Here is a 23980-nt window from a genome sequence, read left to right on the forward strand (position 1 = left end):
ACAAATTAACTTTTGTTAACATTGCGTTTTCAAAATAATAGTCTGTTAAAATTGTTCGAATCATTGTAATCAGAATATTGTTCTGAATTAGCTGATAATCGTAGTTTTTTCGTTCGAAAAAGACTCAAAACTTTTCTGCGATATTCCTTGTATTCGTTTGAGATATTCAAGATTTAGAAATATCATTGAGTTTATTAAACCAAAATCTAACCAATATGAGGAAAGTTTTACTTCTAGGACTCATGCTTTTCTTTGCCGGCGCGTTAGCGTTTGCGCAGAATCGCGTGATCACTGGTACCGTGACCTCCGTCGAGGATAACATGGGCGTACCAGGAGCAACAGTTCTGGTGAAAGGAACAACAATTGGTACTGCCACAGACTTAGATGGCAAGTATTCCATTAGTGTTCCCGCCGGAAGCAATGTTTTGGTCTTTACATTCGTGGGCTTAACTTCCCAGGAAGTAACGATCGGGAATCAGACGACCATCAATGTTGCCATGCAGCCTGATGTTCAGTCTCTTTCTGAATTTGTAATCACCTCTTATGGTGATCAGTCAAAAAGAGAAATCACTGGTGCTATTTCATCAGTGAAAGGTGAGGTATTTGAAAACCTACCGATGCAATCCTTTGATCGTGCGATGCAGGGTCGTATTGCGGGTGTTCAGGTTACTTCTACCTCTGGTCAGCCAGGTGGTACGCTTAATGTAAGAATCCGTGGTGTGGGTTCCATCAACGCTGGAAACGATCCACTCTATATTGTAGATGGTGTGCAGCTTGGTGGTGGAGCATCTACTTCCACTCAAGGCGAACAAAACCCACTTGCATCCATCAACCCTAATGACATCGAGTCCATTGAGGTATTGAAAGATGCAGCGGCTGCTTCCATCTATGGAGCTCAAGCTGCCAACGGTGTGGTTTTGATTACTACCAAAAAAGGTAAAAAAGGTGCTACTCAAACCAAAATTTCCATTCAGGAAGGTATTGTACAGCCTTTAAACCTTTATGAGGTAATGAATGCATCCCAATTAGCCGGGATCAAAAGAGATGCATTTATCAATGCAGGTCTTAACCCAGCTAACGCAGCGGCAGCTTATGGTAATCCCGAAGATCCAGCTCTTCAATCCTATGACTGGGTAGATGCACTTTACAGAGATGCTCGCTTAAGCGTATATGATTTGAGTATGTCTGGTGGTGATGAGAAGACTAGCTTCTACATCTCAGGAGCCTATACAAAACAGGAAGGTCAAATCATCCAGTCTCAATATGAAAGAGGTACAGGTCGATTGAATATTACTCACAGACCGAACCAAAAGCTGACTGTATCCGCCAATTTATCTCTTGCTGTGCAAAAAACCAATGGTACAATTGCTAACGGAAACTTCGTAAATGGTCCTTTCTCTGCAGGTTTCACCATGAGACCAAATCAGCCTATTTACAACGAAGATGGAACGTTTGCTCCATATCCTTCAGCACACAATTTCGGTTACAATATTGTACAAGGTGTATTCCAAGAAGTGAGAAAAGGTATTGCAGCACAGTCAGTCTCTAACCTTCAGGCTAATTATCAAATCACGCCATGGTTGAGCTGGACCTCTTATTTTGGAGTTGACTTCTCTGATACCAGAGATCAAAACAACCGTCCAAGCACTATTCCAGCGTTCTCCTCCTATGGAGGTTCCGCCTTCTTCCAAGATGACAGAAGGTTGAATTACAATACCAACCACAATTTCAATTTCAGCAAGAAGTTCAATGATGTGCATACCGTTTCTGGTATTGCAGGATTTGAATATAAGGGCTTTCAAAGAGAAATCATTAACGCAACTGGTCGTGGATTCGCAGATCCAAGTCTTCTTTACCTTCAAAATGCAGCCACTCCTTTCTCTGTTGGTGGAAACTTTACCGAGTACAAAAGAGCAGGTTTCTTTGGTCAAGCAAAGTATGATTATGACGACAGGTATACCGCTGACTTTACAATCCGAAGAGACGGTCACTCCAGATTTGGAGAGCAAAATAAATGGGGTACGTTTGGTGCTGCTTCCGTTGGATGGAGAATTTCTTCCGAAGGATTCATGCAAGGACTTACTTGGTTGGACAACTTAAGAGTGAGAGCTTCTTACGGTATCACCGGTAACTCTGAAATTGACAACTTTGCCTCCAGAACTCTAGTAGGCAATACTGGCCAGTATTTAGGTTCAGGTGCATTAGCATTGTCCCAATTAGGTAATGACTTATTAACTTGGGAAGAAGCAGAAACCTTCAACATCGGTTTGGATGCAACAATATTCAATGGCAGAATCATCACTACAGTGGATTTCTGGAGAAAAAATTCTTCCTCACTTCTATTTGACACACCACTTCCAGTTGATTCTGGCTTCGGATCAATCACCAGAAATGCTGGTTTGCTAAGAAACCAAGGTGTGGATATTGATGTGCAAACTGTGAACATTGTTGCTGGTAAATTCCAGTGGAGCACAGGCTTCAACATCACATTCTTGGAGAATGAGTTACTTGAACTTTATGACGGATTGGATAGAATCGGTAATACCTTGATTGTAGGAAAGCCAATTCAATTCTGGTATACACACCAATTCTTGGGTGTTAACCCGGCCAACGGACGTGCATTGTATGCTGATGCAGACAATAACCCTACTTATATCGTGGGAGAGTCTACCTTGAGATATATCGGTAGCGGTTTACCAACTAGCTATGGTGGATTAACTAACTCATTCAGTTATGGACCAGTTTCTTTGGAAGTGTTCTTCCAAGGACAATTTGGAAACCTAGCGGGAAATCAAGATCAGTTTAACCTTGAGAACTGGGGATCTGGAACTGGTAATTTAAGAACTAATCAATTGGATTATTGGAAAACCCCAGGTGATGTAAAAACAGTAGGAAGACCTTACGAAGGTGGCCAAGCTCCAGGTACATCCGCTATCAATACTTTCTCAACCAGATTCTTGAGTGACGGAAGTTACATCAGATTGAAGCAGGTTACCTTGAACTATACCATGCCAAGTTCAGCTGCTGCAAAAATTGGAATGAAAGGTATTACCGCATTTGTACAAGGATTGAACCTAACCACTTTCACTAAGTACCAAGGTCAGGATCCTGAGGTTGTCGGCATTGTTGGATTGGTATCAATTGGTAGATATCCTAACCCGAGACAATTCTCTGCTGGTGTTAACTTAACCTTCTAATCCAGAAAATTAAGACATGAAAAATATAATAAGAACATTCATTCTTGGAAGTGCATTGATCGCAGGATCTTGTACAGACCTTGATGTGACTCCAAGACAAAGCTTGACTCCTGAGATTACATTTGCTAATGCTACAGGATATCAATCATTGGTTTTCTCAACTTATGGAAATGCCAGAGGATTTAACTCTTATGGGCAACAGTTTATGATTGCACCGGACGTGATGGCTGACAATCTTCGGATTATCGCCAATACGGGTAGATACATCGGTCAGGAAGCTAATGCTGACAGAGCCCATATCGGAGTTTGGAATACAGGGTATTGGTCAGCCATCAATAATACGAATATCGTTATCTCGGGTATCGATGGTTCTGAAGGAGATGCTGCATTGAAGACCAGAGTAAAAGCAGAAGCACATTTCCTAAGAGCGCTTCACTATTTTGATCTTGCTCGTATTTATGGCTATGAGCCAGGCAAAGAAGTAGGAGGATTTAACAAGGCTGTAATAATCAGAACTGAGCCCACTTTGGGTTTTTCTAATGCTGATTTTCGCGCAAGAGCTACCAATAGAGAGGTGTATGATTTGATCATTTCTGATCTTCAGGCAGCAATTGCCGGATTACCAGATGCCGCTCTAGGATCTGTAGGCGTATACAGAGCTAGCAAAGGTTCAGCTCAGGCATTACTTGCTAGGGTTTACTTGTATGATTCTAAGTTTGCTGAAGCGGAAGCAATGGCTACGCAGGCAATGGCTTCTTTCGGATTGACCGATGAAGGTACAGGTCTTTTGACTCCTGAAAATTATGTATCTGCATTTTCTACATTTCCTAATCCGGAATCTCTTTTCGAAATCGAAATCAGATCCAATGACTGGAGTGGTGTAGATGGTGTGAATAATTCAGTTTGTTCGCTTACAGCTAATGTATTTCCAAGTGCTCAATTCATACTTACTGTTACCGACGAATTGTACGATTCTTACGAAGACGGTGATGTAAGAAAGGATGCCTGGACTGCAACCACCCGAACAGGATCTTCTGGTACAGTATACAGATCTAACAAGTGGTTGGGAGCCAAAGGTGATTTCCTTCAAAATCTTCCTATCATTAGAGCATCTGAACTTTACTTGATCAGAGCTGAAGCACGTTTCAGAACCGGAAATGCCGCAGGTGCAAGAGCTGATGTTAATGCATTGAGAACAAACAGAGGACTTGATGCGGTTGCAGCTGACCTGGCCGGTGATGCGCTCTTCGCCGAAATCATGAATGAGCGAAGAAAAGAATTTGTCTTGGAAGGCCATAGGTGGTTTGATCTAAAGCGAAATGGAATGGATATCACAAAAGCGGGCAGATTTGAAGCTGTACCTTACAGTGATTACAGACTTCTTGCTCCGCTTCCTACTGGAGAGTTACAATTGAACGAGCTGTTGGAGCAAAATCCTGGCTATAACTAAAATTAAAATTAGAAATGAAAAAGTTATATATCTATTTCGCAGTTATGTTTGCCGCTATGGCAACGACTTCTTGCTTTGATGATCCGGGAACTGATGTCTTTATTGAAGTAAATCAGGTTGAGTTTAATGCGGGAAATCTCCCTAATGGCTTAACAGCGACTCAAATTAGAGAAAGCGATACCCAAACGGACTTAGTTCAGGTTCAGGTGAATCGGGTTTCTACTGATGGCTCTGGTGCTATTACGGTGACCATTGGAGTTGATCCAACTTCAACAGCAGTCAATGGTGTACATTATTCATTGGCTTCTAACACAGTGACTATTCCAGCCGGTGAGTTTGTGGCTAACTTTCCTGTCACAATCTTGACAGGAAATATCGAGCCTTCTGAAACTCCACAGCTAAAATTGGTTATGGAATCTGCTACCGGTGCCGAATTGTCTCCAAACTATGCAGATCTTGCGATCAACATTAGAGTCGTATGTCCATCAAATATATCTGTTGAAACAGATGTTTGGGCGGCGACAAGTGTTTCCAGATTTGGTACATTTACTGCTGATGTAAAGGTTAGTCCTCTCGGAAATGGTCGATATGTTGTATCTGATATTTCAGCTGGACTTTACGCTGCTTTTGGCTTTGGTACTATTCAGGAAGCTATCTATTCTGATAATTGTAATGCACTAACATTTGTCCAGTCCAGACAAACTGAATTTGTAATTTCCGCGCCTACTGTAGAACCTACAGTTGGTTCCTATGATGCAGCTACAGAAACCATGGTTGTATATTGGAGAGATCCAAACAACAACATAAATGGAACGACTACATTAGTTAAAAAGTAATCTGACCAACTAATCGAAAAGGAGGGATTGTTCCCTCCTTTTTTTTTGCAAAAGTTAACGAATAAGAGTTTAGGAGTGTTAAATAAAGTGATATTTTTGGGTGAAGTAAATTCGGCTAGGACTAGGGCTTGAGTTTGACTAGAAAGAGAAAGATAATATGGAGAGGTATTTAAAAATCAGCAAATTTATTTTGTTCGTGGTTGGGATTTTATTTTTCACTGCAACTGCCTATTCACAGGTTGATCAATCGCTTCAAGCTAAATGGGATAAAGCAAAAATTCAATCTGAGCAAAATCTCCGTGGTAGTATGAATTTACTCAGGCTTTCCAAACCTTTAAATACCTACAGTTTTCCATTTTTAAAAGAACAGGGAGGACTATCCTTAGCAGATGGATATTTTTCTAAAATTCAGTATTTGGATGAATCAGGTTACCCTGTAATTTTTGAACCACATAATGTCAATGCTGCTATCACTACTGGCGTCAACCATTTACAGCCTGGAGGTTCCTTAGGTTTGAATTTGACCGGAAAAGGTCTGGTAGTTGGGATTTTTGACCAAACCCGGCCAAAAAGAGACCATTCTGAATTTGGGACGAGACTCACTCAGGTAGATGGTTCGACTGAGACATTAAGTGAACATTCCACTCACGTGACCGGGACGATTATGGCATCGGGAGTTAATTCTGGAGCAAGGGGTATGGCATACGAAGCAACAGGTTGGGCCTTCAATTGGGAGGCGGATATTTCAAAAATGCTTGCAAATGCCTATGAGCCGACTTCCAAGCCTACAGGAATGTTGATTTCCAATCATTCTTATGGGGTGGTTTTGGGTTGGAGAAGAGATGGAGCAAATTGGACATGGTTTGGAAATCCATCAATTAGCACTGAAGAAGACTGGAGATTCGGATTTTATTCGAATAAGTCCCAGGCTATTGATGAATTGATTTATTCCAGACCTTATTATTCTGTGGTTTGGTCTGCAGGGAATGACCGGGATGACCGAGGAGATGGAACCCGTCCACCAGACGGTCCGGAGGATACGATAGGCCCTGAAGGAGTGGCAAAAAACAATATCACCGTAGGAGCAGTATCTCAAGTTCTTGACTACACTGGCCCCAATTCGGTCGCAGTGAGTGGATTTTCTGCATGGGGCCCAACTGATGATGGACGAATTAAGCCGGACCTGGTTGCAATGGGAGTGAATGTATTTAGTTCTTCTATTAATGCCTCAAATCAAGATTCCTATGCGAGTCTTAGTGGCACATCTATGTCTGCCCCTAATGTGACTGGTTCTCTTTTTCTTTTACAGCAATTATATGGAGAGCGGAATCCAGGGAAATTTATGCTAGCGTCTACAGTAAAGGCCCTAGCCATTCATACCGCCAAAGAAGCGGGACCAGCTCCCGGGCCCGATTACATGTATGGCTGGGGGTTATTGGATGCCAAAGCCTCAGCAGAGTTGATTTTGAATGAAGACGGAGGTAGCAAATTAATTCGAGAGTTAATCCTAGATCAAGGGGCTACTTACCAATATGAAATTGTCTCTGATGGAATTACGCCAATCAGTGCAACTATCGCCTGGACAGATCCTGCTGGAAACCCGACAGGATCAGAGGTGGACCCTACCGATTTGATGTTGGTTAATGATCTTGACCTACGAATCTTCGATGAGGATGGAGTTGAGTTTTTCCCTTGGACATTAAATCCTGCCTTGGGATCTGCAGCAAGAGGTGTTCAGAATACAGATAATTTTAGAGACAACGTAGAAAAGGTACTTATTGCCTCCCCTTCTCCAAAAAAATACATCGTAAAAGTCACGCACAAAGGTGACTTGACTTTTGGCATGCAGCCATTTTCTCTTGTGTTTACTTCCGGGGCTGTGGACGGCGCAGAGGAAACACTTTATTGGATAGGTGGAGCTAACGGCGATTGGAATGATCCGACCAAATGGTCCTTCACTGCAAATGGCTCATCTGCCGGGAAAATCCCGGATACAGGTACACGAGTTGTTTTTGATGGTCCAGCCGGTCAAAATATAACAGTAAATGTGACATCGGCTTCAAATGCATTTAGTGTCAATGTGTTTGGTGATCAACTTCTTACGCTTGATTTGAAATCTCAGCCTCTTGTGGTTTCAAATGGTTTTAGAGTCAGTAATCAGATTACAGAGATAAAAAATGGTGCTATAGTTTTTGATTCTGAAAGCACAAATGAGCTCTTGGTTGAGTTTGGGCAGACCTTATTCGAGAATACCCAATTGAAATTTAATGGTGGAAACTGGCGCGTGATATCGGGTTCTAAACTTGATGAAGTAGAAGTCAATACCTACGTCAAGTTTGATATGCCTATTTTGGAAGCAAAACAAATACAAATCCTAGCCGAGGGAAATTTGGAAGGGAACTTTGAAACTTTGAAATTTTCAGAATCACTAACTGTCAATTCTGTAGCTCAGCTTAAAGAAGGGCTTACTGCTCAGTTCGAAGGTAGCACAGGACAATTTTCCAATTCCTCTGCTGTTGAATTTTCAAACCTTGAAACCCTTTCCGGTACACTTCAATTGATAAGTGATGGTATTGAAAATCTTGAAATAAAAGACGGAAAGGTTGTTTTGGGAAGCACGTCAGTGGAAGTGGAGTCGCTCGAACTAGGAGCTGGAAGTGCGCTTGAATTTTCACAGGTAGGAACCTTCACCGTATTAGATGGTATTATTTCAACTGCTTCCTCACAATCCAAAGCGTTGATCTCTGGGTTGACAGAAGGAAGTATGCTCTTATTTGATGTTTACAAAAAGCTTTGCCTAGACCACCTGAATGTAATCAATGTCAATAAAACAGGTCAGGGGATTGTCAATTTGGGAACTGGTGCGACAATTGAAAATGCAAGCGGTTGGTTAAGTCAAGACTGTGAGGAGGTGTTATTTGCCAAGTTCGAATCTACCTTTACCTGCGTGGGTGCTGCTGTAAATTTTGAAAATCAGAGCGAAGGAGCAGTTTCAACTTACCTTTGGGAATTTGGGCCGGGAATTACGTCCACTTTGGAAAATCCGATATTCGTATTTGATGCTCCTGGAATTTACCCGGTGAAATTAACCATTTCCAATAGTATGGGTTCCACATCATTTATTGAAGAGGTTGAAATCTCTGCAAACGATCTTTCAAAACCTGTGATCGTAATTAATGGAAGCCAATTGACTTCGCAGCAGCCGGGAGATTCATATCAATGGTACCAAAATGGTCAGCCCGTAGCCGGGGCCAATCAACGCAGTTTTGTAGCTGAGGACGATGGCTCTTATCAGGTCGCAATCTTTGATGCTTCCTGTAACAGGATTTCTGATCCCGTGATAATATCAGCATTGCCGGAGCCAGATCTGAGTAGATTTGGAATTTTTGTAGGTCCCATCCCTTCTTATGATCAGGTGATTGTTAGGGTAAACAATGAATACAAAGGGCCGATCAAGTTTTCGATTGTAGACGTGGCCGGTAGGATTTATTCCTCTCGAAGTGCTGGGAAAAACAGTGCTGAATTTTCCGAAATTATTACACTTCCAAGCCGAGCAGGATTGTACATATTAAGAATAGAAACCAACTCATTATCATTACACAAAAAGTTAATCAAGCATTAAATGAAAAAATTATTAATTCTCGTCGCCATTCTTTTTTCGCAAGGAGCTATTGCTCAGATTTCAAATATTGATCTTAACGGCGCCCCTTTGCGTTTGACTCCTTACAGCGATATTGATGGATCTCCATACCTGTTTGCTGATTGGGCAAAAGCCGACATTGGAACTACGAATGCCGGACTTAAAGAAGATGTAGCATATCGCTTCAATATTCATGACAATGAACTTGAAGTCATAAATGAATCCGGAAACACCATTTACCTAAATAAGGATTATGTGGAATATGTAGTCCTTCAGCGCCCATCAATCCTTATTGCTCAAAGTCCTGTCCAAGGATTGTTACCTAACCTACTGTTCAAAAAAGGGTATGACAACATCAAAGGAGTAGGACCAATGGACTTGGTGAATGTCTTGGCAGAAGGAAAAAAATATACCTTGGTCAGAAAATTTTACTCGGATTTGGTAACGCCTCCAAAAAACAGCTATGCACCGACCGCCGGCAGAATGTTTGTGTTTGAAGAATCCTTCTACCTGATTAATTCAAATTTTGATGTGGTCAATGTGAAGAACCGTACCAATGCCATTGTGAAGGCACTGGACCCTGGTGATCAAGACAAAGCGAAACAAATCATCAAGGAAGGTAAACTGGATCTGAGTAGAGAAGATCATTTGGTTTTATTTTTCACCGAACTCAACAAAGCTTAATCACAAAGTGCCCGGTACATGCTGGGCATTTTCGTTTTTGACCTTTTCTGTTATTTCTTATAGCTATTCTTTTTCCCTAACTTTGTGGCGAATTATAAGGTAGATGATCCACGTTTGCAGAAAAGAACATTTCAATGCAGCCCACAAGCTTTGGAATCCAAAATGGTCTGAGGAGAAGAATTTCGAGGTATTCGGACCATGTGCTAATGTCAATTGGCATGGACATAACTTTGAGTTGATTGTTACTGTAAAAGGCCTTCCTGATCCCGAAACCGGATTTGTGGTGGATTTGAAGCAATTGAGTACCGTTATCAGACGACTGGTGATCGATAAAGTCGATCATAAAAATCTGAATGTCGATGTCGACTTCATGGCAGGCAAAATGGCAAGTTGTGAAATTTTGGTTATGGAATTCTGGAAAATCCTTGAGCCTGCAGTTAAGGAAATCACCCCTCATGGCGGTCTGTATAAGCTGACACTTTACGAAACCCCTAGGAATTTTGTGGAGTATTACGGTGGGTGATTTTTTGTAAATAGTGAGTTGTAAAAAGTGAGTTGTTTACTCACATATGTTATGTCGTTTGTTCAATTTTATTATGAATTGGAGGTGTACAAGCTTTCCAGAGAGTTAGCAAAGGAAGTTTACCTCCTGTCAAAGAAATTTCAAATTGAAGAGCGATTTTCATTGACCGATCAAATTAGAAGAGCCTCCAGATCAATAGGAGGTCAAATAGCTGAGGCTTGGGGCAAAAGGAGGTACATTAATCACTTTATTTCCAAATTAACGGATGGAGATGCAGAACAATATGAAACTAGACATTGGATTGAGGTGGCACATGATTGTGAATTAGTTTCATCTGAAGAAATGCATTCTATTGTTTCGAAATGTGATCAAATAAATAACAAGTTAAATGCAATGATGGCAAAAGCTGATAAGTTTTGTTTTAAACCATAAGCTATAGGGACTTACCATTTACTTTTCACTATTTACAAAATTGACGAAGTTCTACATCATTTCCGGCGAAAGATCCGGGGATTTACATGCCTCCAACTTGGTATTGGCTTTAAAAAATCTAAATCAAGAAGTTCAGTTCCGGGGAATGGGAGGGGGGTATTCTAAAGTAGCGGGAGTAGAGTTGGTTGCAGATTATTCCGAAGTCGCTGTGATGGGGTTTCTGGAAGTGGTTTTAGGCTTTCGAAAGGTTCTGAAGTACCTCAACCTGGTCAAAAAAGATCTATTGGCTTATCAACCGGATGCACTGATTTTGGTTGATTATGGGGGATTTAACATGAAAATTGCTGCTTTCGCAAAGGAAAATGGCATCCCCGTTCACTATTACATTCCTCCAAAAGTTTGGGCATGGAATCAGAAAAGAGCCCTGAAGCTAAAAGCATTTACGGATCAGATTTACTCCATTCTTCCCTTTGAGCCAGCGTTTTTTGAAAAGTATGACATGAAAGTTCACTATGTGGGAAATCCGCTGTTGGACGAAATCCGCAAGTTTAAACCGCATGATTTTTTCTTTCAGAAAAATGAACTGAACTACCAGCCTATTATTGCATTGCTTCCCGGAAGTCGAAAGCAGGAGATCAATGCGATGCTTGACCGAATGGTTGCTTTGGTCAGGGAGTTTCCTAATGCGCAATTTGTGATCGCTGGAGTAGGAAGTCTTCCTTCTGCCGCTTATGACCCGGCAAGGGCTGCTGAAATTAAGGTTGTCATTGACCAAACCTATGATTTGCTTAGTCACGCTACTGCTGCTGTGGTGACCTCCGGAACAGCCACCTTGGAGACGGCACTATTCCGGGTTCCGCAGATTGTGGTTTACAGGACTTCCTCAATTTCATATAGGATCGCCAAGAACCTGATCCGCGTACCCTATATTTCTTTGGTTAATCTGATCGCTGGAAAAGAGGTCGTTAAAGAACTGATTCAGGATGATTTTTCGGTTGAAAATCTGAAAAATGAGTTGAATCGGATTTTTACTAATGTGGCCTATAAAGGAGAAATGCTTCAGGGTTACGATTTGATTCAGGAAAGAATAGGGGGAGGTTCAGCTTCTGAAACTACCGCAAGGTTGATTCTGGATTCGGTGAAAAAATAAAACCCTGCCTCGATAAAGCAGGGTTTAGAATTTTATGCAACCTGAAGTCGCTTGAATTTTGATTTGTCAAATTGTGACCGTGCATATTCTTCATCGATCACTAATACTTTGATCGTGTCGTCTGAAGGCAACTCGTACATCGCATCCGTGATGATTGCCTCACAAATGGACCGTAGTCCTCTTGCTCCAAGCTTGTATTCATCTGCTTTGTCCACAATGAAGTCCAGAGCGCTATCTTCAAAGCTTAGCTGTACACCTTCCATTGCCAAAAGCTTGGTGTACTGCTTCACCAAAGCATTCTTAGGCTCAGTCAAGATTCGTTTTAGCGCATCTTTATGAAGCGGATCCAAATGAGTTAAAACCGGAAGTCTCCCAATAAGCTCCGGAATCAAGCCAAAAGCTTTTAAGTCCTGTGCAGTAACGTATTGAAGTAGGTTCTCGCGATCTGCCTGAGGAGTTTCGCTGGTTTTGGCAAAGCCCATGGGTTGGGTATTCAGCCGTTTACCGATATGTCTGGCAATTCCGTCGAATGCCCCTCCGCAGATGAACAGGATATTTTCCGTATTTACAGCGATCATTTTCTGATCCGGGTGCTTTCTGCCACCTTGAGGTGGTACGTTGACCATTGTCCCCTCAAGAAGCTTTAGCATGGCCTGCTGTACGCCTTCTCCACTTACGTCACGTGTGATGGAAGGATTATCCGACTTGCGGGCAATCTTATCCAGCTCATCGATGTAAACAATTCCACGCTCTGCAGCTTCCACATTGTAATCCGCTGCCTGAAGAAGTCGAGTCAGAATGCTTTCCACATCTTCTCCAACATAGCCTGCTTCAGTCAGAACTGTAGCGTCAGCAATACAAAATGGCACTTCAAGTATTTTAGCCAGAGTTTTGGCCAAGTAGGTTTTTCCGGTACCGGTATCACCGACCATGATGACATTTGATTTTTCAATCTTGATTTCATCATGGTCGTCTTTTTGCTGAAGACGCTTATAATGGTTATAAACTGCTACTGTCAGTACCTTTTTAGCTTCATCTTGTCCAATGACATACTGGTCAAGATAAGCTGTAAGTTCCTTTGGCTTTTTAAGTTTAAACTTAGGTTTTGTAGCCCCGGATTTCTTGGTTTTATCTTCCTCACCGAGGATCAGATGAGCTTGTTCGATACAGAAATTACAGATATGGGCAGAAATACCCGATACCATCAGATCTACATCTTTTTTGTTTCTGCCGCAAAAGGAGCAGGTTACTTGAGCCATTTTTTTATTTTTTTTCTAAAACTTCATCGATCAAGCCGTATTCTTTGGCTTCATGAGCTTTCAACCAATAATCCCGGTCCGAATCGCGCTCGATTTCTTCGTATGTTTTGCCACTATGTTTTGCCAAAATCTGGTATAACTCCAATCTCATTGAAAGAATAAGTTTCAAGGAAATTTCCATATCAATCGACTGACCTTGCATTCCGCCGGAAGGCTGGTGAATCATCACTCTGGAATGCTTTAGAGCAGATCGTTTGTTCTTTGCTCCACCTGCTAAAAGAACCGCTCCCATAGAGGCTGCAATTCCTGTACAGATTGTTGCTACATCCGGACCAATGTATTGCATGGTATCATAGATTCCCAAACCTGCTGTCACTACTCCACCCGGGCTATTCACGTAAAGCAGCACATCTTTCTTGGCATCAACTGATTCCAGAAAAAGCAATTGTGCGACGATAATATTAGCAATGTGATCATCTACTGCTGTGCCCAGGAAAATAATCCGGTCCATGATCAATCTGGAGAAAACGTCAATTTCTCTAAAATTCTGAGGTCTTTCCTCGATTACAGACCGGGTCATGTTTTCGATGTGCTGGGTATATTGGTCAAATGCCGTCCCGCTTACGCCTTGATTGTGAATGGCGTACTTTCTGAATTCTTCTTTGCTTATCATTATTGAGTTTGTTGTTGTAAACAAAAATAAAAGAGGCTGTCTCATTAGCAACGATTGTCACAATGAGCGTAGTCGAAATGTGATCCCATTTACAGGAAATGGCCTTCGAATCCGCTTAGGCTGACACTAGTAGGCCTTTTGAGACAGCCGCTTGAATATAACTCTCTTAATCGATTTACTTATCTAAAAGTTCCTTGAATTCGTCGATTGAGATCTCCTTTTCGGTGAGATCAATTTTCTCCTGGACGAAAGCAAGTACCTTTTCGTTTTGGACGGAGGTCATCATGTTCATGTAATTTTGACCTTCTTTGCCTTTGAGGTAGTTGTCTACAAATATATCCATGCTTGCTTCCAATTGGGCTCCAAGGCCAGAAGAGGCAAACTGCTCACGAATCATTTCCTTGGTTTTTTCGATCACATCAGCGTGTTCAGCTTGGATGCTGTTTTCTTTAGCAATGTGATTTGAGATCAAAGACCAAGTCAATTGCTTTGCATAGATAGGGTATTCTTTCTCTACATCAGCTTCCGTCACTTTTCCTTCGTTGGCTCTGATTAGCCATTCTTTCAGAAATGCATCTGGAAGTTCTAAATTAGCTTTTTCTATCAGTACTTTTTTGAGCTCCTCTTCGGTGAACACTTTCGATTCGCGGTCGTAACTGCTCTGAAGTGTCTCCTTTACTTTTGCAATGAACTCCTCTTCTGAAGAAACTGTCTCAGGTCCAAAGATTTTGTCAAAAAATTCCTGATTTAGTTCCGCAGCTTCAGTTCGGTTGATGTTTTTCACCGTGAAAGTAAATGCACCTTTTGCTTCTTCTATTTCTTCATCTGTAAGCCCAAAAGCCTCAGACCACTCATCCTTTTTGACATCTTTTGCTTCGAATTCGACCACAGCATCTTTGCTTAGGCCAATGAATTTGCCCGAAAACTTTTTGGAAAGCTTGGAAAGAGGAAGAGAAAGTGTTTTTTCAAATTCTCCTTCAGCTGCTTTTAAGTCCCCGTAGATAGTATCATTTGCTTCGCTTACTTCCGGATTGGTGCTGTTTCCGTATTGAGATTTCAGATTATCAATAGTCTCGTTGATCAACTTATCATCCACCTTGATAGCATATTTGACTCCTTTGGTTTTATTGTCCAAAGCAAGGTTAATTGATTCAACGAAACCTATTTTGTATTCGAAGTCAAAGCCTTTTTGTGTCTTCCAGTCGATGGAATTATTTTCTTTTTCGACAGGCAGCGGCTCTCCAAGAATTCTAAAAGTTTGTTCTTTTAGGTAGCTGTTCAGTGATTCACCCAAGATAGCATTGATTTCATCGACTAAAATGGAAACACCGTACATTCCTTTAACCATGGAAATCGGGGCTTTTCCGGGACGGAAACCTTTGATGACTGCCTTTTTTGCGTAATCCTTTAGTTTGGCATCAACTTTTGGTTGATAATCTGCTTCGTTTAGCGTAATTTTAATAGATGCCTGATTTGCTGAATGCTTGTCTAATGTAATTTCCAAGGTGTATAAAATTAAACAGATGATGAACTAAAAACCCCCAATCGCTTTCCTGTCTGATCAAAAACAGTAGAGTGATTGAGGGCTTGTGTTGTGCGGATAGAGGGACTCGAACCCCCATGCCTCGCGGCGCTAGATCCTAAGTCTAGTGCGTCTACCAATTTCGCCACATCCGCATTGGATTCAATCAGACCGAGTTTATTTGATCAATGATCTCGTTTTCCAATTGTGGATGCGAAGGTAAAAACATTCTCTTATTTTTCACATATGTCGGAAAAAATATTTCCAAAAAATGTGGAATGATCGAATCCATGTCCCTATTTTGAATAAAAATCTACCCTAATGATCCCTGTGGATATAGAAGAAGAGCGCAAAGAAATTCTAAAACGGTATCGAAAACTGCTCAAACAAGCTAAGCCTATTTTAAAACCCGGTGATACCAAGCAAATTAAAAAGGCTTTTAATATTTCACTTGAAGCGCACAAGGACATGCGTCGAAAGTCAGGAGAACCTTACATCTACCACCCGCTTGAGGTAGCCTTGGTATGTGTGGAGGAGATTGGTTTGGGGACAACATCCATTATTTCCGCATTGCTTCACGATGTAGTCGAGGATACCGATCTGGAACTTGAGGATATTGAGCGGGAGTTTGGGCATAAAGTCATGACCATCATTGATGGGCTCACTAAGATTTCGGGGGTTTTTGATTACGGCAGTTCGCAACAAGCAGAGAATTTCCGAAAAATGCTGCTTACCCTGTCTGACGATGTCAGGGTAATCCTCATCAAACTGGCAGATCGCCTCAATAATATGAGGACATTGTCCAGTATGCCTCGTCACAAGCAGTTGAAGATTGCTTCTGAGACCATGTACCTCTATGCACCCCTTGCTCATCGTTTGGGTCTGTATGCCATTAAGTCCGAACTAGAAGATCTTTACCTCAAGTATACCGATACGGATACTTATCAGGAAATCGTAAAGAAGATTAATGAATCTAAAATCTATCGGAATAAATTCATCAAATCCTTCATTCAGCCGATAGAGGATGAGTTGAACAAGCAAGGATTTAAATTTATAATCAAGGGAAGACCAAAATCCGTGTATTCCATCTTTAATAAGATGAAAAAGCAGGGAATTCCTTTCGAGGAAGTTTACGATCTTTTTGCGGTTCGGATCATCATTCAAAGCCAGCTCGAAAACGAAAAGGCAGACTGTTGGCAGGTGTATTCCATCGTTACCGATTTTTATAGACCTAATCCGGACAGACTTCGTGATTGGATTAGCACACCGAGGTCAAATGGCTACGAATCCCTACACACCACGGTGATGAGTAATACCGGACAATGGGTCGAAGTGCAGATTCGAACAGATAGAATGGATGAAATTGCAGAGCGGGGTTATGCTGCCCACTGGAAATATAAAGAAAAAGATCACCAAGGTAAGTCCGTTTCTGGGCTAGACGACTGGATAAGCCAAGTTAGGAGCATTTTGGAGTCCAATGACGGTAATGCCATTGAATTTATGGATGATTTCCGGGGAAATTTATTCCATGACGAAGTTTTTGTTTTCACTCCAAAGGGGGATCTGAAAGTTCTTCCTATTGGTGCCACCGCTTTGGATTTTGCTTTTGAAATCCACACTGAAATCGGTGCCAAATGCATCGGAGCTAAAGTCAATCAGCGTCTTGTTCCTATCAGTCATGTGTTAAAGAATGGGGATCAAGTAGAAATCCTTACCTCAAACAAACAGAAACCTACGGAAGACTGGCTTAACAATGTCGTCACCTCTCGGGCCAAAGCCAAAATTAAAGACGCACTTCGGGAGGAAAAGAAATCCGCAATCCTCGATGGAAGGGAGATAGTCCAACGTAAGTTGAAAGCTATGAAGATGGAGTTCAACTCGGAGCGGGTAGAGCAGCTTCGCGCTTATTTTGAACTGAAGACTGCCAATGAATTTTATTACCGTGTAGGAAAGGGCATAATAGACCCCACCTCGATCAAGTCTTTCAAGGATTTCAAGGAGAATCAAAAACGGAATAGTAAGGTCGGTGAGAAAGTAAAGGATGAAACTTCGTTCACCAAAGAGATCAAAAGCCTCAAAGGCTCCGAGCACGATCAGCTTCTGATCGGTGAGGATATGGATGTGGTGGATTATATTTTAGCTAAATGCTGCAATCCCATTCCAGGAGATGATGTGTTTGGTTTTGTTACCATCAACGAAGGAATTAAGATCCACCGAACGTCTTGTCCCAATGCATTGGAGCTTTTGTCCAACCATGGTAATCGTGTGATCAAAGCACGATGGACGAGTCAAAAGGAAATTGCTTTTTTGGCGGGACTGAGAATATTGGGTACGGATCGGGTCGGATTGATCAACGATGTCACCAAAGTCATATCCAATGAATTGAAAGTAAATATGCGTTCAATCACTGTGGATTCCGACGCGGGGATATTTGAGGGTACGATCAAACTTTACGTCCATAGTACTGAGCACCTAAATCAACTCATCAAGAATCTCCAGCAAGTAGAGGGGATTATCAAAATTTCCCGCTTTGACTAATGGAATCATTTGTAGATTGCAAAAGTTATACTTGAAAAAACGCAGAAAATGGCTTTGAATACCACCCATTTCGAAGAAGTAAAAAAGATATTTACCGCATATCTTGAGAATAAAAAGCTCCGAAAAACTCCAGAACGCTATGCGATTTTGGAAGAAATTTATAGCCGGACTGGCCATTTTGATGTAGAGGGACTTTACATCAGTATGAAAAACAAAAACTACCGGGTCAGCAGGGCTACTGTGTATAATACCTTAGACTTATTGGTGGAATGCGATTTAGTGACCAAGCATCAGTTTGGAAAGAATTTGGCGCAATTTGAAAAATCCTATGGATTCAAGCAGCATGATCATTTGATCTGTGTGGAATGTAACAAAGTGATGGAGTTTTGTGACCCTCGTATCCAAAACATCCAAAATACCGTAGGAGAGATTTTGAATTTCCAGGTGCTGCATCACTCTTTGATTCTCTACGGAAATTGTACAAAAGAAACGTGTGAAAACAGAAATGAGAACTAAATGAAACTTACTTATTCCACCCAAAAAGATGAAAAGGCCGATTATCTTTTCATTCAGGGAGATTTAATTGGTGATGAAGTCGGGCCAAAACTAGTCGAAGTTGTATCAGATGCCATTCAGGATGGTGCTAAAACTTTTGTGATAGACTTAAGTGAGGTTCGGTATATTAGTTCCAGCGGAATTGGACTGCTGATCACCATGCTGACCAAAATGCGGAATGCCGGAGGTGAAGTCTACCTAACAGCCCCCTCAGAGCATGTCAAAAAACTCTTAATCATCACCAAGTTGAATAATATCTTTACGGTCTATGATTCGGTGGATGATTTCAAATCGAAAAATTGATTAGAAGCCCATTGCGGGGCTTTTTTTATTTTTAGTCTATTCCCTAGAATAATTATATGATTCTTTGCCAGTAAGTGAAAATGGCCTCATCCCGATAGTTATCGGGACCGGCCACCGGGTTTAGGGATTTTTAAGGAGGGGACACCGAGCGAAGTCGAGGTGGAGTTAAAGAATATTTGGCTACTGGTATAATTCCGTATATCCATAAATAATTACCTCGTTTCCCTTGGTTTTCTTTGCCCTTATCGCAAATTTCGCCCTTTAAAAAATTCGATTAACCGATAAGACTGCACATCAAATGAAGATGGATGTATTGCTGGGTCTCCAGTGGGGAGATGAAGGAAAAGGTAAAATAGTGGACGTGTTGGCTCCTCAATATGAGGTGGTTGCCCGATTCCAAGGCGGTCCAAATGCGGGCCACACGCTGGAATTTGACGGAATCAAACACGTACTCCATCAGATTCCTTCGGGGATTTTCAGACCTCAGATCCTGAATATCATCGGAAACGGTGTGGTACTAGATCCCATTGTTCTCAAAAAAGAAATTGATGCTTTGGAGAAATTTTCCATTGATTACAAAAAGAATTTGTTGATCTCAAAGAAGGCTACTATTATCATTCCTACCCATAAACTGTTGGATGTTGCGCTGGAAACAGCGAAAGGAGATAAAAAAATCGGATCGACGCTCAAAGGCATCGGACCCACTTATCAGGATAAGATTGGTCGGGTCGCACTGCGGGTTGGCGATATTCACAGTCCGAATTTTAGAGAGAAGTACGATACGCTGGTAGAAAAGCACAAAACCATTCTTTCTTTCTACAGCCATCCTTTGGATGGTTTGGCGGAAATGGAAGCACAGTTTTTTGCAGCAGTTGAGTTTTTCAAAACACTGAATCTGATCGACAGTGAGTACCTCGTTAATGATGCCTTGAATGCCGATAAGAAAATTTTAGCGGAAGGTGCACAAGGCTCCTTACTTGATGTGGACTTTGGCAGTTATCCATTTGTAACAAGTAGTACGACCATGGCTGCCGGTGTATGCACTGGTCTTGGCGTAGCTCCTTCTAAAATCGGAGAGGTCTTTGGTATTTTCAAGGCGTATTGTACGCGCGTGGGAAGTGGACCTTTTCCAACGGAACTTTTCGATGTTGAGGGTGAGGCGATACGTAAAGAAGGTAATGAATTTGGAAGTACCACAGGGAGACCGAGAAGGTGTGGATGGTTGGATTTACCTGCCTTGCGCTATTCAATCATGATCAATGGAGTGACACAGCTATTTATGACGAAAGCCGATGTTTTGAATATTTTTGAAGAAATCAAAGTCTGTACGCATTACGAATTACCAAATGGCGATCGGATTGATCGGTTAAGTTTTGAAATTTCCGAATTGCATGTTCAACCCGCTTACAAAGTATTCAAAGGATGGAATTGTTCTTTGGCAGCTGTGAGGTCTTACGATGAGTTCCCGGTAAAATTGAAGGACTACGTTTCCTATTTGGAAGAAGAACTTCAAGTTCCGATCAAATTGGTTTCGGTAGGACCTGATCGTGTTCAGACTATTTTTAGATAAAAAATTGAGACAATTTCCAAAAGCTCCTAAGTTCTCCTTAGGAGCTTTTGTTTTCTAGCCCCATTGTCATTTATTTAGGACTCTAAAGATTTGGCATTGAAGGGCAACTTGAGAATTTGGACCATTTTATTTTTTGCTTTGCTTGGAATTGAAGCAAAAGCACAAATTGGATTTCCATATTGTGAAACTTTTCAGACTGAAAGTACGTTTGCGGAAACTCTTTTTGGTGAATCGGTTGATTTGACTGGAGGTGTATTGAGATTGACTGCAAACCTGAATAATCAAAATGGGTATGTTTATATAGATGTGCCTTTTCCTTCCACCTATGGGATCAAGGTTGAATTTGAGTATTTCATGTATGGGGGCACGGGAGCAGATGGACTTTCTGTGTTTTTATTTGATGCTGATGTGTCCAATTTTGCTCCGGGTGGATTTGGAGGTTCTCTGGGCTATGCACAGCGAAATGAGCAGCCGGGATTAACTGGAGCCTATCTGGGTCTGGGTTTTGATGCCTTTGGCAAATACAGCAATACCTCCGAGGGCAAAAACGGAGGATTTCTACAGGGCTCAACCGCCTTGTTCCCCAATAGCATTACCCTGCGAAAGGGGGGAAGTGGATTTTCCGGCTATGATTATGTGATAGGCAAAATTACCCAAAATCCACCTGCAGGCGCAAACGACTTGGCGCTAGACGTGCAGTATCGTTTTCCGCTAAGTTCTGGCGGGCAGGGGACTCAGCGTGTCGAAGAATCCAGTGAAGTAGGCTATCGCAAAGTATTTTTAGAATTAGAGCCCCACCCTTCTGGAATAGGATATTTGGTCAAACTTGAGATGGAGGTAACCACCGAGGTAGGAAATCCTAGGCTGGTGACGATTTTTCAGGGAGCTTCATTTCCTTATGCTGCTCCCAAGGATTTAAAGATTGGATTTGCTGCTTCCACAGGAGAATCGACCAACTTCCATGAAATTCGGAATTTGGTCGTGGAGGTTTCGGCCGACGATTCATTGAAGAATCCCGAAGGGAGTGATCTTACCGATTTCACCTCCTGTGCTGGCCAAGAAAACCAATTTTACATCACGGATCAGCAAGTGGTCTTACCCAATGAGAATAGTGTCATTAGATGTCTACAACTCTATGAATCACTGGAAGACATCAAAGCAGAAAGTGAGGATATTTGTGCTCAGGCTCGATGCTTAGAGCAGAACAGGGTGCTGATTTTACCACAGGGTACGTTTATAGCAAGTGATGAAGAAGAAGGAGGATTTACTTTTTCTCCGAAGGAGGAATTTGTCGACCAAGAGGTGACAGTTTTTTACACCATAACCGATAGTTATGGAAAGACTTCTAAGGGAAATTCGATAACTATTGCCATTCAAGAATCTCCACAGCCTATAAGTTTATTAATAGCTGGAGAAAACGAACCCGTTGATCAAATTAATATCTGTGGAGGAGATGAAGTTTCTTTCATTGGGATTGGTGATGAAGCATACGAGCGCTTTGAATGGTATAAGGATGGTGTTTTAATAGAAAGCGAAACTCAAAACACGTTCATGACAGGAGAACCTGGAGAATATGAAGTTTTAGGTTACAACCGAAAAAATTGCCCTGCTATCAGCAATAAAGTCATTGTTGCATTGCCTGACTTACCGGTATTGGAAGTAGGATCGCCTGTAGTAGGCTGCCTGACTGGGCAAGTCGTTGATATTACCAGTCAGATTAGTGGATATGATCCGATTACTTATGATTACCAGCTTACCGGGAATGGACTGATTTTGATGGATGATGAATTGATGTCGGTTTCTCAATCGGGTCTTTACGAGCTAAAAGTTAAGCTTAAGAGTTTAGATTGTTACTCTGAACCAGTAGCTGTGGAGGTATATATTCAGGAAACAGAGCTATTGATTGATTTTGATTTTGGAGTTCAAGGTACTGGGGTAAAAGATGAAGCAGGAGGGGGCGTATTTCCAAGTGATATCATTCAGTTTACCGACTTGTCTGATGATAGAGCTATAAAATGGGAGTGGGATTTTGGAGACGGATCTTTTTCTCAGGATAAAAATCCAGTTCATGTCTTTGGCAAGAAGGGTGATTTCAATGTTAGTTTGGTTATTACAGACGAATATGGCTGTCAGCAAACAATATCCAAGGCCGTTTCAATCACACGTAGTTACCGTCTGATGATTCCGACTGGATTTACACCTGGTGAGGGGGAAAATGGCACTTTTCTTCCAAAACAAAAGGGTTTAGTGAGTTTAGAGTTGTTAATTTTTAATATCTGGGGGGAAATGATATTCAGGACAGAAGATCTAGAGACTGAAGGCTGGGACGGTACACTAAATGGAAAATTACTTGATGCTGGACTTTTTGTCTACCGAGTCAATGGGGTGACAACGGAAGGTGAAAAAGTGAAAGAGAGTGGTAAATTCAGGCTAATAAGATGAAACAAATCCTCTTTTTATTGGCTATTCAAATTTCATGCTTTCATCTCTTCGCTCAGGATATTCAGTACAGTCAGTATTATGCCAATCCTCTTTATTTGAATCCGGCTTTCACTGGTAGTACCAGTTTGACAAGGGTTGGAGTTAATTTCAGAAATCAATGGCCCGCTTTGGATCAGAGTTTTGTAGCCTATACTGCCTATTTTGATCATTTTGAGGAGCGACTGAATTCCGGGTTTGGCTTGATCTTTCAGGGTGCTCAGGAATCTTTCACACAGACCAGTTTAAATGAAATTGGACTCGTGTATTCCTACAGGTTAAGGCTGAATGAGAAGAGTTATATCCAAGCCGGTATGCAGGGGAGCTTTGTGGCTCGTGATGCGCTTTTTGATCGGGTGATATTGGGAACACAACTGAATATAGATACAGGCTTGATAAATGGTTCGCCCGGAGAGGCTTTTGAAGGAGATAGCCAAATTAGGTCAGCGGATGCACACGCAGGTCTTTTATATTATGGTGAGAAATCTTGGTTTGGAGTATCTGCCGCGCATTTGCTTGAGCCGGAGATTAGCTATCTGGCCGATAATACAAATCAGCTTCCCATTAAGTATGCTGTTCATGGCGGGTATCGATTCGACCTTGCTCCTGGAGATATCAATGAGTTTTTTAATAATACGGATCAGGAGCGGTCAGTTGCGGTAGGATTTAATTACAAGCAGCAAGGTGAGTTTTCTCAATTAGACCTTGGTGCCGAATTTTTCTTTGAGCCATTGGTTCTTGGACTTTGGTATAGGGGGATTCCTACCAAATATGAACTTCCAAATAATGAGTCATTGATATTTTTGCTGGGAGTGAATCTTCCTTCAGGGCTTGAACTTGGATACAGTTTTGATTATGCCATTTCCAAGTTGGGATTTCTTTCTTCGGGCGGGGCACATGAGTTGTCAGTTAGATATGTTTTTTCATCAAAGGATCCTAGAAAGCGGTATTATCCCGAGTTACCTTCATTTAGATATTAATTTTTTCCTTATTTTCGGAATAAAATTCTGTTTACTGTAGTTATTTTCTCTTTTGTATTTGCTTCGGCAGTGGTTTTTTAATTGAATTCAGATGAAAATTTTTCCTGATCATTTCCAGTGACTTAGCGTTGATGATAAATTTTTATTGGATGAGGTATTGTGTTGGGAGAAAAAAGGGGGATATTTGCAC

Annotated in this window: 17 protein-coding genes and 1 tRNA gene; 14 read left to right on the forward strand and 4 right to left on the reverse strand. The window is 41.5% G+C overall.

Features of this window, described 5'->3' with window-relative positions; translation table 11 throughout:
- Nucleotides 1-215 precede the first annotated feature (215 nt).
- The 8 genes from C4S61_RS16695 (at nt 216) to lpxB (ending at nt 11912) form a co-directional block, all read left to right on the forward strand.
- Nucleotides 216-3197 (forward strand): SusC/RagA family TonB-linked outer membrane protein, encoded by a 2982-nt coding sequence (locus C4S61_RS16695; RefSeq protein WP_103925945.1) that lies wholly within the window; start codon nt 216-218, stop codon nt 3195-3197.
- A gap of 16 nt (nt 3198-3213) precedes the next feature.
- Complete coding sequence (locus tag C4S61_RS16700; protein ID WP_103925946.1) at nt 3214-4647, forward strand: RagB/SusD family nutrient uptake outer membrane protein; 1434 nt, start codon at nt 3214-3216, stop codon at nt 4645-4647.
- Nucleotides 4648-4661: 14 nt separating this feature from the next.
- Nucleotides 4662-5483 carry a DUF4843 domain-containing protein gene (locus C4S61_RS16705; RefSeq protein WP_103925947.1) on the forward strand — a complete coding sequence of 274 codons (822 nt, stop codon included), beginning with the start codon at nt 4662-4664 and terminating at the stop codon, nt 5481-5483.
- Between the two features lie 307 nt (nt 5484-5790).
- On the forward strand, nt 5791-9105 hold the full coding sequence (locus C4S61_RS16710; protein ID WP_160111263.1) for a S8 family serine peptidase: 3315 nt from the start codon (nt 5791-5793) through the stop codon (nt 9103-9105).
- Nucleotides 9106-9807: a hypothetical protein gene (locus tag C4S61_RS16715; protein WP_103925949.1), complete on the forward strand. Its 702-nt coding sequence runs from the start codon at nt 9106-9108 to the stop codon at nt 9805-9807.
- Nucleotides 9808-9910: 103 nt separating this feature from the next.
- A complete protein-coding gene (locus C4S61_RS16720) occupies nt 9911-10330 on the forward strand; it encodes a 6-pyruvoyl trahydropterin synthase family protein (protein WP_103925950.1) in 420 nt (139 codons plus the stop codon).
- A gap of 51 nt (nt 10331-10381) precedes the next feature.
- Nucleotides 10382-10762 carry a four helix bundle protein gene (locus C4S61_RS16725; RefSeq protein ID WP_103925951.1) on the forward strand — a complete coding sequence of 127 codons (381 nt, stop codon included), beginning with the start codon at nt 10382-10384 and terminating at the stop codon, nt 10760-10762.
- A 40-nt stretch (nt 10763-10802) separates the two neighbouring features.
- Nucleotides 10803-11912 carry a lipid-A-disaccharide synthase gene (gene lpxB / locus C4S61_RS16730; protein ID WP_103925952.1) on the forward strand — a complete coding sequence of 370 codons (1110 nt, stop codon included), beginning with the start codon at nt 10803-10805 and terminating at the stop codon, nt 11910-11912.
- 32 nt (nt 11913-11944) lie between these two features.
- Here the strand turns inward: lpxB and clpX are convergent, their stop codons facing one another.
- From clpX to C4S61_RS16750, 4 genes are all read right to left on the reverse strand, one after another.
- Nucleotides 11945-13171: an ATP-dependent Clp protease ATP-binding subunit ClpX gene (gene clpX, locus C4S61_RS16735; protein WP_103925953.1), complete on the reverse strand. Its 1227-nt coding sequence runs from the start codon at nt 13169-13171 to the stop codon at nt 11945-11947.
- A gap of 4 nt (nt 13172-13175) precedes the next feature.
- A complete protein-coding gene (locus tag C4S61_RS16740) occupies nt 13176-13844 on the reverse strand; it encodes a ClpP family protease (protein ID WP_103925954.1) in 669 nt (222 codons plus the stop codon).
- 175 nt (nt 13845-14019) lie between these two features.
- Nucleotides 14020-15348 carry a trigger factor gene (tig, locus tag C4S61_RS16745; protein ID WP_103925955.1) on the reverse strand — a complete coding sequence of 443 codons (1329 nt, stop codon included), beginning with the start codon at nt 15346-15348 and terminating at the stop codon, nt 14020-14022.
- 91 nt (nt 15349-15439) lie between these two features.
- Nucleotides 15440-15521 (reverse strand) — tRNA-Leu (locus C4S61_RS16750).
- Between the two features lie 166 nt (nt 15522-15687).
- Between C4S61_RS16750 and C4S61_RS16755 the strand changes: the two genes are divergently transcribed.
- The 6 genes from C4S61_RS16755 to C4S61_RS16780 all read left to right on the forward strand — a co-directional run bounded on the left by C4S61_RS16755 (nt 15688) and on the right by C4S61_RS16780 (nt 23790).
- Nucleotides 15688-17904: a RelA/SpoT family protein gene (locus C4S61_RS16755; RefSeq protein ID WP_103925956.1), complete on the forward strand. Its 2217-nt coding sequence runs from the start codon at nt 15688-15690 to the stop codon at nt 17902-17904.
- A gap of 48 nt (nt 17905-17952) precedes the next feature.
- A complete protein-coding gene (locus C4S61_RS16760; protein ID WP_103925957.1) occupies nt 17953-18420 on the forward strand; it encodes a Fur family transcriptional regulator in 468 nt (155 codons plus the stop codon).
- Entirely contained in the window at nt 18421-18762 is a 342-nt protein-coding gene (locus C4S61_RS16765) for an STAS domain-containing protein (protein WP_103925958.1), read from the forward strand.
- Nucleotides 18763-19060: 298 nt separating this feature from the next.
- The gene (locus C4S61_RS16770) at nt 19061-20332 is read left to right on the forward strand and encodes an adenylosuccinate synthase (protein WP_103925959.1); all 1272 of its coding nucleotides are present in this window, start codon (nt 19061-19063) and stop codon (nt 20330-20332) included.
- A 138-nt stretch (nt 20333-20470) separates the two neighbouring features.
- The gene (locus tag C4S61_RS16775) at nt 20471-22774 is read left to right on the forward strand and encodes a PKD domain-containing protein (RefSeq protein ID WP_235010060.1); all 2304 of its coding nucleotides are present in this window, start codon (nt 20471-20473) and stop codon (nt 22772-22774) included.
- The gene (locus C4S61_RS16780) at nt 22771-23790 is read left to right on the forward strand and encodes a PorP/SprF family type IX secretion system membrane protein (protein ID WP_103925960.1); all 1020 of its coding nucleotides are present in this window, start codon (nt 22771-22773) and stop codon (nt 23788-23790) included. The genes C4S61_RS16775 and C4S61_RS16780 overlap by 4 nt, the downstream gene beginning before the upstream one ends.
- Nucleotides 23791-23980: the final 190 nt, after the last annotated feature.

It is taken from the genome of Algoriphagus boritolerans DSM 17298 = JCM 18970 (assembly GCF_900108085.1).
Taxonomy (GTDB): domain Bacteria; phylum Bacteroidota; class Bacteroidia; order Cytophagales; family Cyclobacteriaceae; genus Algoriphagus; species Algoriphagus boritolerans.